Genomic DNA, 12,941 nt, shown 5'->3' on the forward strand with positions numbered 1-12,941 from the left:
TCTCCTCGGGTCGGGGCTCGGTGTGCACTCGGGCAGGTTCAGCGCGGCAGCTCCTCGACACGCAGCTCGGGACGGTCGGCCAGTGCCTCCAGCAACGCCCGGAACCTGGCGGCCCAGGCGCGGACACGGGCGTCGTCGAAGAGGTCCGTGCGGTAGTCGAAGTCCAGGCGCAGTCCGCCGTCGTGCTCCAGGGCGTCTAGGCGGAAGTCGGTGAGGGCGAACCGTGTCGGCACGGGCCGGAACTCGGCCTGGAGCCCGTCGAAGTCGGGGCACGGGGTGGCCCGGTCCAGGTTGAAGACCGTACGCAGCGGCAGCGGGAAGGCGGCGGGGTCCGCGCCGAGCGCGTCGCGCACCCGGGTGAACGGCACCTCCTGGTGCTCGAACGCGGCCAGCACGGCCTGCCGGGTGGCTCGCAGTTGGCCGGCGAGGGTGGTGTCAGAGGCCAGGGTGCTGCGGACCGGCAGGAAGTGGGCGCAGTAGCCGACGGCCGAGTCGCTGTCCTTCAGGGAGCGGCCCGCCTGGGGGGTGCCGACCACGATGTCGTCCTGGCCCGTCAGTTCGTGGACGAGCAGGTTGTACGCGGTGAGCAGGGTCATGAACAGGCTGGCCTTGTGGGCCCGTCCGGCCTTCTTGACCGCGGTGAGCGAATCGGCGTCGAGGGTGGTGGTGAAACGGGCGCCGTGGTGGGTGCCCGGGTCGCCGTCCCGGTCGCGGTCGGTGGGCAGCAGCGTGTCGGGGAAGCCGTCGTGGAACCTCTCCAGCCAGTACGCCTGGTGCTCGGCGAGCTCGGGCCGCCGCCGCTCCTGCCACTGCACGATGTCCCGGTGCTGGAGGGGACGGCCGAGCGTCGCGGGGGTGCCGCGGCGTTCGGCGGTGTAGAGGGCGGCCAGCTCCTCGGTGAGGACGGACACCGACCAGCCGTCGGAGACGATGTGGTGGGCGAGCAGGGCCAGTTCGTGCAGATCGTGGGCGAGCCGGAGCACGGCGACGCGCAGCAGCGGCCCCTCGGTGAGGGAGAACGGCCGCGCCATCGCCTCCCGCCACCACGCCTCGACCGCTTCGTCCCGCCGGTCGGCGGGGACCTCGGTGAGATCGACGGTCTCCACCGGGAGGTCGACGGCGGCCCGTACCTCAGCGGTCCCGTTCGCGCCGCCGTCGGGGAAGACCGTGCGCAGCGCCTCGTGGCGAGCGGTCAGTGCGGCCACGGCGCGGCGCAGTGCGGGCAGGTCGAGGGGACCGCGCAGCCGGATGTCCTCGGGGACCGTCCAGGAGGGCGCGCCCTCGGCGGCGGCGCGCTCCAGGGCCAGCAGGGGGCGCTGCTCCTCGCCGAGGGGGACGGGGCCGGCGGCGGCACCGGGGGCGGGCGGCAGGAACTCCCCCTCGCGCATGGCCGCGACGGACTCCCTGACGGCGGTGACGATGCCGTCGATGTCCTCGTCGGTGTGCGCGGTGGACAGGAAGCAGGTGCGCCCCTCCCAGAGGTAGATGCCCCGGGTCAGCAGGTGGAAGTGGAACACCTCGATCTCCAGCGGCTGGTACGCGTAGCTGGCGTTGCCGCGCCACGCGAACCGGAACACCGAGGAGAAGTGCAGGACCCGGATGGGCACCTCCTCGGCCTCGAAGAAGGCGTTGAGGGTCTCCGCGAGCAGGGTGGTGCGCGCGGTGAGGGCCTCCTGGAGCCCGGGGCCCTGGTCGCGCAGATGCCGCAGGATGCCCCGGGCACTGGCCATGGCCAGCGGGTGCATCTCGAACGTGGACCCGATGTAGGTCTTCTCGCTGTCGGGGTCGGGGCCCGGCCCGTCGGCCCACACCCCGCCGTCGACGCGGTCCAGGTACTCGGCCTTGCCGGCGACGACGCTCACCGGCAGGCCGCCGCCGACGACCTTTCCGTAGGCGACGAGGTCGGCCTGCACCCCGAAGTACGCCTGCGCGCCGCCCGGGTGGACCCGGAAGCCGGTGATCACCTCGTCGAAGATGAGGGGGATGCCGAGCCGCGCCGTCAGCTCCCGCAGTTCCTTCAGGAACTCCGCCGGCTGAAGCGCCGGGTTGCGGCTCTGCACGGGCTCGACGAGCACACCCGCCAGTTGGTCGGCGTGCTTCTCGATGGTTCTCAGGGCGGAGGCGGCGCCGTAGGTGAGGATCAGCGGGTCCTGGGCGGCCTGCGGGGAGATGCCGGGCGCCATCGGCACGGAGTGCGTGGGGTCGCCGAGCACGTCCGGCAGGGCCAGCACCCGGTCGTCCTGGCCGTGGTAGGACCCGGAGAACATCACGAACCGGGAGCGGCCGGTGGCCGCCTGGGCCATGCGCAGCGCGCCCCGGACCGCGTCGGTGCCGGTCACCGCGAAGAACAGCCGCTCGACGCCGGTCATCTCGCACACCAGCTCGGCGACCTCGTCGGACAGCGACGAGATGGGGCCGAGCTGGAGGCCGTGGCCCAGCCGGTCGGCGACGGCACCGGCGACGAAGTCGGGGTCGTGGCCGCACAGCAGCACGCCGACGCCCATGGCGATGTCGATGTACTCGTTGCCGTCGATGTCCCAGAAGTGGGCGCCGTGCGCGCGCTCGCCGATGACGGGGTACGACACGGAGCGGGTCTCGGGCCGCACCGAGCGCATCCGGGTGTCGGCCCGCCGCGCCCGGTGGTCGACGGCCCGCGCCAGCGAGCCCGCGGTCCGCTTCTTGTACGTGTCCAGCAGCTCGTCCAGGTGCGCCCGCTGGACGGAGGTCAGCTCCCGTGGCGAGGCGGCGGCCGGGGCGGGGCGCCGGGCGGCGTCGGGCCGGGCGGTGGGGGCCGGTGCGGGGGCCGTCTCGCGACGGGGCGCGGGGAGGACTGCGGCAGCAACCGCGGGTGCGGGCAGCGCGGCGGGAACGGTCTCGCCGTGCCCGGCCAGAACCTCCAACTGCCGCTGCATCACCTGGAGTTGCGCCGCCATCAACTGGGCGAGGCCGCCCTGGTCCGCGGCGGCGGCCGGGAGGACGGGCAGGGCGGCGGGGGCGGGCGGCCGCGCCGGAGCGGACTGCTGCGCCGGGGCGGGCTGCTGCGCCGGGGCGGGGACGTCGCCCGGCAGGGGGTGCCCGGCCGGGACATGGGAGTCCAGGTGCTCGGCGATGGCCTCGGGGGTGTCCAGGTCGTCGAAGAGACGGCCGACGGTGAGCGTGATGCCGTAGAGATCGGTGATGTCCTGGATGATCCGCACCATCAGCAGCGAATCCGCCCCGAGGTCGACCAGGGTGGTCCCGGGCGTCATGTCCGAGACCACCATCTCCAGTCCGGCGCCGACGCGTTCACGCAGATCGGCGAGGATGCGCTCGCGCCGCCCGGCCTCGGTGGCCGGCGCGGGGGCGTACACCTGGGGCGAGGCTTGCTCAGGCACAGTGGGCTCTTCTCTCCGTGCGAACCAGTGGGGAGTGCGCTGGAAGGGATACGTGGGGGCGGGCACACGACGGCGCGGGTACGGGCCGTCGAACGCGGCCCAGTCGACGTCCACGCCCGCGGTGTACAACTCGGCGACGCTGTGCAGCAGTTGCTTCCAGTCGTCGCGGCCCTCCCACAGGGAGGACGGCCAGCGCACGGCGGGCCCGGTCCAGCTCTGCCGGCCGAGCAGTTGCAGCACCGGCTGCGGACCGATCTCCAGGATCGCGCCGCAGTCCTCGCGCGCGAGGGCGGCCATCCCGTCGGAGAACCGGACCGGCTCGCGCATATGACGGCACCAGTAGGCGGCGTCCACCGCGTCGACCGGTGCGCCGGTCACGTTCGAGATCATCCTCACCCGTGGCGCGGCGTAGGTGACCTGCGCGGCGGCCTTCTCGTACGCGGCGAGCGCGGGCTCGATCATCGGGGAGTGCGGGGCGTGCGGGATGCGCAGCGGGCGGCCGTCCAGCCCCCGGGCCTTCAGCGCCGCGAGCGCCTCGGCGACGGCGTCGGCGGTGCCCGCGATCAGGGTCTCGCGGGGCCCGTTCAGCCCGGCGACGCCGACCTGCCCGGCGAAGGGCTCGAGCGCCGGTACGACCTCGTCCGCCGGGGCGAGGACCGCCGCCGTGGCGCCGCCCGAGGTGGTGTCCTCGATGAGCCGGGCGCGCCGGGCGACCAGCCCGAGCCCGTCCTCCAGGCCGAAGAAACCCGCCACACAGGCGGCCGCGTACTCACCCGTGCTGTGGCCGAGCACGACCTGCGGCTCGACGCCCCACGAGCGCCACAGCTCCGCGAGCGCGTACTCCAGCGCGAAGAGGGCGGGCTGGGCGTGCGAGGTGCGGTCGATCAGGCCCTGTCCCGGGCCGCCCGGCCTCGGGTACAGCACGTCGAGCAGCGGGACGTCCAGCAGAGCCTGCCCGCGCAGGATCTCGTCGCAGGTCTCCAGCGTGCGCCGGAAGCCCGGGTGCGTGTCGAACAGCAGCCGGCCCATTCCCTCGTACTGGGAGCCCTGGCCGGTGAACAGGAACGCGACGCCCGGGCGTGCGGGGCCATGGCCCGACGAGACACGGGCGCGGCGCCCCTCCGCGTAGGCGGCCAGCAGTCCGGCCGCCTCGGCGCCGTCCGCCGCGGGGACCGCCAGCCGGTGCGGGTGGACCGAACGCGCCGTGCCGGCGGTGTGGGCCGCGTCGGCGAGCGCGGGCGCGCCGGGGCCGGTCAGGAAGGCGGCGTACCGGCCGGCGAGCTCGCGCAGGGCCTCCGGGGTGCGCGCGGACAGCGGGAGTACGTGACGGGGGCGGTCGGGGAGCGGGGCCGCCTCGGGTGCGGCGGGGTCCGTGGGGACGGTCGCGGCGCAGGCGGCGGGCGCGGGCTCCAGGACGACATGGGCGTTGGTGCCGCTGAAGCCGAAGGAGCTGACTCCGGCGGCGCGGGCGCCCTCGGGCCACGCCCGTAGCTCGGTGGGCACCTCCACGGGCAGGTCCGCCCAGGGAATGTGCGGGTTGGGCTCCTGGAAGTTGAGGTTGGCGGGCACCTGGCCGTGCCGGAGCGCCTGCACCGCCTTGATCAGCCCGGCGGCCCCGGCGGCGGCCTCCAGATGCCCGATGTTGGTCTTCGCGGCGCCGATCAGCAGCGGCCCCGCCGGGCCCCGGTCGGCGAAGACCGTGCCGAGCGCCTCCACCTCGATGGGGTCGCCGAGCTGGGTGCCGGTGCCGTGCGCCTCGACATAGCCCACCTCGTGCGGCGCGATCCCCGCGTCCGCCAGGGCCGCCCGGATGACCTCCTGCTGGGCGAGGCCGTTGGGCGCGGTCAGTCCGTTGGTCCGTCCGTCCTGGTTGACGGCCGTGCCCCGGATCACCGCGTGCACCGGGTCGCCCGCCGCGACGGCGTCCGCGAGCCGCTTCAGTACGACGACGCCCGCGCCCTCGCCGCGGGCGTAGCCGTCGGCGCGGCTGTCGAAGGTCTTGCAGCGGCCGTCGGCGGCGAGCGCGGAGCCCTTGCAGAACGCGATGAACGCGTCCGGCGACAGCATCAGGCTGGCTCCGCCGGCGAGCGCCATGTCGCACTCGCCGGAGCGCAGGCTGCGGACCGCCAGATGCACGGCGACCAGGGCAGACGAGCAGGCCGTGTCCAGGGCCAGGCTGGGACCGCGCAGCCCGAGGTGGTAGGAGAGCCGGCCGCTCGCCACGCTCAGGGCCGTGCCCGTCACATCGTGCATCTCCACGGAGTGCGCGGCAGAACGCTGCATCTGGTGGAGGTACTCGGCCTCCGAGATGCCGACGAACACACCGGTACGGCTGCCGCCCAGCCGGCGCGGGTCGTGCCCGGAGTCCTCCAGCGCCTCCCACGCGACTTCGAGCAGCAGCCGCTGCTGCGGGTCGAGCCGTTTGGCCTCGCGCGGCGAGATGCCGAAGAAGCCCGTGTCGAACCCGGCGACATCGTCGAGGAAGCCGCCACGTCGGCAGTACATACGGTCCTCGGCACCGGGGTCGGGATCGTAGAGCCCGTCCACGTCCCACCGGTCGGCGGGGATGTCCCCGATCGCTTCGCGGCCGGTGCGCAGCAGCTCCCAGTAGGCGTCCGGGTCGGGGGCCGACGGGAGGCGGCAGCCCATGCCGATGACGGCGATCGGCTGCGACCGTTCCTGTTCGAGTTCGCGGACCCGGGCCTGGAGTCCGCGGATGGCGGTGAGCGCCTTGCGCAGTCGGAGCGCGTCGTTGCTGTCGTGGTGGTCGGTCACGGCGTGGCGTCCTCATCGTCGTTCAGCAGCAGGTCGAGTTCGCGGTCGACGAGCGCCCGCAGGTCGTCCAGGGGCAGTGCGTCCGGGCTGCCGGAGGCGTCGGGGCCATCGGCGGCGTTCGCCGAGCCGGGGGCCGACGCGGTTGCCGCCGTGCCGCCGGGCTCCGGGTCGAGGCCCAGCTGTTCCTCCAGATGGGTCTGGAGCTGTTCGACCGTGGGGTGGTTGAAGGCGACGGTCGAGCCGAGTGACACCTCCAGATCGCGCTGGAGGCGGTTGCGCAGCTCGACGACCATCAGCGAGTCCATGCCGAGTTCGGAGAACGTGGTGTGCCCGTCGACGCGGTACCCGGCGGGCAGCTCCATCAGAGCGATGAGCTGCCGCTCCAGATAGCCTCGCAGCAGCCCGGAACGCTCGGCGGCCGGCGCCTGCGTCAGCCGGGTGCGCCAGGACTCGGAACGGGCGGCCGGGGCGGACTCGGCGCCGTCACCGGACCCGGCCCGGCGGGGACGGTCGCGGCCCACGGTCGGCATCACGCCGATCTGGGCGACGGGGGCACCGAGCAGGGCCATGAGCGCGTCGGCGCCCAGCTCCGGGGGGATCATCGCGGTGCCGGTCCTGGCCATGCGGTCGGCCATATGGGCGGCCATGCCGACCTCGGCCCAGGGACCCCAGTTGACCGCGAGACCCGGCAGACCGTCGGCACGGCGGCGCGCCATCAGCACGTCCAGGAAGGCATTGGCGGCCGCGTAGTTGCCCTGGCCGCCGTCCTCCAGGAGGGCGGCGACGGAGGAGAAGGCGACGAAGAAGTCCAACGGCACCTTCCGGTCCCGGATCACCCGGTCCAGCTCACCCGCACCCACCACCTTCGGCCCGAACACCCGCCCGAACCGCTCCCCCGACTGCGCCCCCAACACCCCGTCGTCCAACACACCCGCCGCATGCACCACACCCCGCAACGGAGCCACCGCACACACCCGATCCACCAGATGCCCCACCTCACCCGGCACCGACACATCAGCAACCACCAGATGCACCCGCGCCCCCAACGCCTCCATCTCCCCAACCGCGGCCCTCACCCCAGCCGACGGCTCCCCCGCACCCCGACCCGCCAACACCACATGACCCGCACCCTCCGCCGCCAACCGGCGCGCCACAACCAACCCCAGACCACCCAGACCACCCGTGACCAGATAGGCCGACCCCGACGACAACCGCACGGGCCGGTCGAAGGTGAGCACGACCTTCCCGATGTGCCGGGTGTGCTGCATATGGGCATAGGCACGGGCCGCGTCCCGGCGGGGGAACACCGTCATGGGCAGCGGGCGCAGCGCGCCGGACGCGAACAGCTCGCCCAGCGCCTTGAACAGGCCGGGCAGCAGCGTGCCGTCGCGTTCGGCGTCGTCACCGAGGTCGAACGGGAAGTAGCCGACGTCGGGCCGTTCGCTCCGCATCCGGTCGGGGGACCAGATGCCGAGCTTGCCCATCTCGACGAAGCGACCGCCGGGCGCGAGCACCGACAGACCGGCGGGGATGAAGTCGCCGCTGAGGCTGTTGAGGATGACGTCGACACCCTTTTGGCCGGTGAGGGCGAGCAGTTCCTCGGCGAACGAGGTGCTGCGGGAGTCCAGGACATGGGTGACGCCCAGGGCCCGTACGGCGTCCCGCTTGCCGGCGCCGGCCGTGGCGAACACCTCCGCGCCGAGGGCCTGCGCGATCTGCACCGCGGCCCCGCCCACGCCGCCGGAGGCCGCGTGCACCAGCACCCGTTCGCCGGGCCGCAGCGCGGCCAGGCGGGCGAGGGCGTAGTAGGCGGTCAGGAACGCCAGCGGGACCGTGGCGCCCTCGGTCATGGACAGCCCTTCGGGCAGCGGGGCGACCTGGGTCGCCGACGTGGTGACGTAGTCCGCGAAGCCGCCCTCGGTCATCGCCATCACCGCGTCGCCGACGGCCGGTCGGGTCACCCCGGGACCCACGGCGGTGACGACGCCCGCGCATTCGAAGCCGAGCGGGACGTCCCCGGCGCGTTCGAGACCGTAGGCCTGCGCGTAGTGGTCCCGCATCATGCCCAACGAGACCAGCACATCACGGAAGTTGAGGCCGGCGGCCCGCACCTCGATCTCGACCTCGCCCACCTGCGGGGGCCGGCGCCGGACCGGCTGCGACCGCAGATACTCCGGTCCGCCGTACTCGGTGAGCACCAGCCTGCTGGGGTCCGGGGCGGGGGTGGGGTCCGCGACGGGAGTCAGTTCCGGGCGCAGCCGCCGCGTGCCCCGTACCGCGCTGTACGGCAGTTCCGTACGCAGCAACCGCTCCAACGGCGTCGCCCCGTCACCGTCCACCACCACACACCGCAGCTCCGGATGCTCGGCATGCACCGTCCGCACCAGACCCCACAACGCACCCTGCGCCGGATCAGGCCGCTCCAGCCCCCGCACCACCTGACCCAGACGCGTCACCACATACAACCGCGGCGGCACCGCACACGCCGCCAACCGCTGCACCAACCCCAGCAACCCCACCGACAACGACAACGCACGCGACGCGTCATCAGCACCCGCCGACAGTCCCCCATCCATCACCACGTCGCCCGCGGAAGCCACGAACACCACGTGCTCCGCCTCCGCCACATCCCCCACCAACGACACACCCGGCCCCAGATCCACCAGGCCGGAACCACCGAAACCACCGGACCCACCGGACCCGTCGACTACGCACCACCGCCCCGAAAGCCCAGGACCCACAACCTCCCCAGCCACCTCCGACCACTCCACCCCCACCAACCACTCCACCCACTCCGCAGGAGCGGCCGTGAGGGCACGGGCAGGACGGTCCTCGAAGCCCTCGACCTCGGTCAGGGGCCTGCCGTCGGCGTCCAGGAGGTCGATGTCCCACCGGCCGTCGCCGGTACGGCGGGCGTGGATCCAGTGGGCGCGTTCGTCGGCGTGCGGATGCACCACGAGCCGGGCCACCGCGAACGGCAGCCGGGCCTCGTCCGGCGCGTCCGAGGCGAACGCACACGCCTCGGTGACCTGGAACAACGCATCCAGCAGGCCGGGGTGGACGGGGGCGAGCGGGGCGGCGCCCGGCTCCGGCGGGGTCACGGTGGCCAGGGCCTCGTCCGTGTCCGCCCAGATCCGGTCGAGCCTGCGGAAGCGGGGCCCCAGTTCGATGCCGTGGGCGGCGAGCCGTGCGTAGAGCGCGTCCCGGTCGGTCTCCCGGCCGAGCCGGTCCCGCACGGCGGCCACCTCCACGACCCGGTCCGTCCCGGGTCCTTGCGAGGTGACCACCCGGCCGCCGGCGAACACGGGAGCGCTCGCGGGGTCCTCGGGCCCGTCGGCGTCGGCCCCCTCCGCCTCGGTGGCGTCGAGCAGCTGGAACTCCTGCTCGGAGGCGTCCTGAGCCGGGCTCAGCACGAGTTGGACGGTGCGCGTGCCGTCGTCGGGCAGCACCAGCGGGCCGGGGAACACCACATCGCGCAGGACGACCGTGCGCGCGCCGTGGGCCGCCTCGGCCGCGCTCGCGGCCATCGCCAGATGGCAGGCGCCGGGCGACACCACGGCCCCGCCCACCCGGTGTTCGCCGAGGAAGGGCAGGATGCCGGTGCCCAGCTCGGTCTGGAAGACCGTCGCCCGGTGCAGCGGAAGGCGGACCCGGGTGTCGAGCAGGGGCCTGACCCGGGTGGCGGCCCGGGCCACGCCTCCCGGCGGCGCCGTGAACCAGTGGCGCTCGCGCTGGAAGGGGTAGGTGGGCAGAGGCACCCGCCGGGCGTGGGTACGGCCGTCCACGGCCGCCCAGTCCACGGGTACGCCCCGCACATGCAGGGCAGCGGCGCCGGACAGCAGCTCGGACCACTCCCGGCCGGGCCTGAGGCTCGGCACCCAGGCCGTGGCGCTGTCCGCGTCGTCCACGGCGTCCACGTCGTTCCCGGCATCGGGCAGGCAGGCCCGGCCCAGGCTCAGCAGCACCGGCTTGGGACCGGCTTCCACGAACACCCGGGCGCCCTCGCTGTGCGCGGCCCGTACGGCGTCGGCGAACCGCACCGGCTGAAGGGCGTGCCGTACCCAGTACTCGGGGTCGCACAGCTCGTCCGCGTCCGCCGGGGCACCGGTCAGGTCCGACACCACGGTGATGCGCGGGGCCGTGTAGCGCAGCCGTCGCGCGAGAGCGCGCAGCGGCTCGGCGACCGGGGCCATGAGCGGGGAGTGGAAGGCGTGCGACACCGGCAGACGGCGGGCCTCGACGCCCTGTTCGGCGAGCGCGGCCACGACCGACTCCACCTGGTCGGCCGCACCGGAGACGACCACCTCGCCGGGCGCGTTCACGGCGGCGATCGACACCAGGGGGTGCGGGACGACGGCGGCGGCGACGGCGGCCTCGTCCGCGCGCAGCGACACCATCACCCCGCCGTCCGGCAGCGCCCCCATCAGCCGGCCCCGCTCGGCCACCAGCGCGGTCGCGTCCTCCAGCGTGAACACCCCGGCCACACAGGCCGCGACGATCCCGCCGACGCTGTGGCCGAGCACCACGTCGGGGGTGACGCCCCAGGAGCGCCACAGTTCCGCGAGGGCGTACTCGACCGTGAACAGGGCGGGCTGGGTGTACTCCGTACGGTCCAGCGGCTTCTGCCCCGGGCCGCCTTCCCCGTCCCGTACGGCGCCGGTGACCTCCGGGTGCAGTACGGAGAGCAGGGGGCGGTCCAGGTGGCGGTCGAAGAGCACGGCGCAGCGGTCGACCGTCCGGCGGAACACCGGCTGGGCCGCGTACAGCTCGCGTGCCATGCCCGGGTACTGCGCGCCCTGCCCGGTGAAGAGGAAGGCCACGGTCGGCTCGGGCCGGTGCGCGGGGACGTGTCCGCGGGCCCCGGTGCCCGAGATCAGTCGTTCGGCGAGTTCCCCGGCCGAGCCGCCCACCACGGCGAGCCGGTGCTCGAAGTGGTCCCGTCCGGCGTCGGCGGTGAAGCAGACGTCGGCGAGGGAGGCCCCGCCCGCACCCTCGGCCAGGAAGCCGGCCATCCGGCGGGTGGCGTCGGCCAGCGCGGTCTCGGTGCGCCCGGACACGGCCAGGACGTGCACGGGACGGCCGGACTCCGCGGACCCGGGGGCGTCGAGGGCGTCGGGGGCGGCGGCGAGCACGATGTGCGCGTTGGTGCCGCTCATGCCGAAGGAGCTGACCCCCGCGACCCGGGCGCCGCCCGCCGAAGGCCACGCGGTGGGCGCGGTCGGCACGGTGAACGGCAGGTCCGCCCAGTCGACGTGCGGATTGGGCTCGGTGAAGTGGACGTTGCCGGGGATCTCGCCGTGCCGCAGCGCCAGAACCGTCTTGATGACACCGGCGATCCCGGCCGCGCCCTCGGTGTGCCCGATGTTGCTCTTCACGGCCCCGAGCAGCACCGGGTGCGGGCTGCGGCCGAACACCGCGGCGAGGGCGCCGACCTCGATCGGGTCGCCCAGGGCGGTGCCGGTGCCGTGGGTCTCGACGAAGGACACCTCGTCCGGTGCGACGTCCGCGTTGGCGAGCGCGTCGCGGATCAGGGAGATCTGCGCGGACTGGTTGGGGACGGTGAAGCCGCTCGCGGGACCGTCGTGGTTGACGGCCGACCCGCGTACGACGGCGAGGACGGTGTCGCCGTCCCGGCGGGCGTCGGACAGCCGCTTGAGGACGACGATCCCGCAGCCCTCGCTGCGGCCGAACCCGTCCGCGCGGGCGTCGAAGGTCTTGCACCGGCCGTCCGGGGCCAGCGCCCCGGTCCTGGCCAGCGACAGCGAGGTGGTCGGGGACAGCCGCAGATGCACCCCTCCCGCGAGGGCGAGGTCGCACTCGCCGAGCCGCAGCGCGGACACCGCCTGGTGGAGGGCGACCAGTGAGCTGGAACAGCCCGTGTCCATGGCCATGTTGGGGCCCTGGAGCCCGAGGACGTGGGAGAGCCGGCCGGAGGCGAAGCAGAAGCCGGTGCCGGTGGCGTCGTAGTGCTCCAGCCGGGTGCCGGCGGCCTCCTCGACGAGGCGCGCGTAGTCGTTCTCGGCGATGCCCACATAGACGCCGGTGCGGCTGCCGCGCAGGGTTCTCGGGGCGTGCCCGGCGTCCTCCAGGGCCTCCCAGGTGACCTCCAGCAGCATCCGGTGCTGGGGGTCGAGCCGGGCCGCCTCCTTGGGGGAGATGCCGAAGAACAGCGGGTCGAACCGGTCCACGCCGTCCACGAAGCCGCCGTAGCGGGTGTACAGCTTTCCGGCGGCGGCCGGGTCCGGGTCGTACAGCGCCGCCATGTCCCAGCGGTCCGGCGGGACTTCGGTGATGGCGTCCGTGCCCTCGCGCAGCAGCCGCCAGAACTCGGCCGTGCCGTTCGCGGAGGGGAACCGGCAGGACATGCCGACGATCGCGATCTCCTCGCGGCTGCGGGCGAGTTCGCTCTCCAGCTTGTCGATGACGTACACGGACTGCTCCAGCGAGGCCAGCAGCTCGTCGTGCGGCGTCGTTCCGGCCATGGTGGCGTTTCCCTCCAACAACTCGGCGGTTCGGAGCGGCGGTTCAGTGCGCGAAGGCGCGTAGGAGGCGCACCTCGGTGCCGCGCCGCGGCAGTGCGTCGGCCAGTGCCGTGGGAGCGGTGCGGGCGGACCGCGGACAGGTCGGCCGGGTCGGCGCGCGGTCCGCGGCGGTGTCAGCCTGCCCGGCCATCAGCGGCTCTCCGGGCGGGTGCGGGAGGGGTGGGGGCGGCCGGAGGGGGGCGGCGCACGGTGGCGGTGAGGGTCGTCACTGTCTCGGTACCTGTCCCTTTCTCGGTACGTGTCGCGGTGC

General features: G+C 74.2%; 3 protein-coding genes. All 3 read right to left on the reverse strand.

All coding sequences use genetic code 11. The annotated features are described in order from the left end of the window. Positions 1-38: 38 nt before the first annotated feature. Genes ACFY2Z_RS16790 through ACFY2Z_RS16800 form a run of 3 tightly spaced genes read right to left on the reverse strand, consistent with a single transcriptional unit; the run spans position 39 to position 12,821 of the window. Positions 39-6,149, reverse strand: coding sequence for an aminotransferase class III-fold pyridoxal phosphate-dependent enzyme (locus ACFY2Z_RS16790; RefSeq protein ID WP_390744899.1), 6,111 nt, complete (start codon positions 6,147-6,149; stop codon positions 39-41). After that, a complete protein-coding gene (locus tag ACFY2Z_RS16795; protein ID WP_390744900.1) occupies positions 6,146-12,631 on the reverse strand; it encodes an SDR family NAD(P)-dependent oxidoreductase in 6,486 nt (2,161 codons plus the stop codon). Before ACFY2Z_RS16795 ends, ACFY2Z_RS16790 begins: the two co-directional genes overlap by 4 nt. Positions 12,632-12,674: 43 nt before the next feature. Next, positions 12,675-12,821, reverse strand: coding sequence for a hypothetical protein (locus ACFY2Z_RS16800; protein WP_390744901.1), 147 nt, complete (start codon positions 12,819-12,821; stop codon positions 12,675-12,677). Between the last annotated feature and the right edge of the window lie 120 nt (positions 12,822-12,941).

It is taken from the genome of Streptomyces sp. NPDC001222, assembly GCF_042896945.1.
Classification (GTDB): Bacteria; Actinomycetota; Actinomycetes; order Streptomycetales; family Streptomycetaceae; genus Streptomyces; species Streptomyces gibsoniae.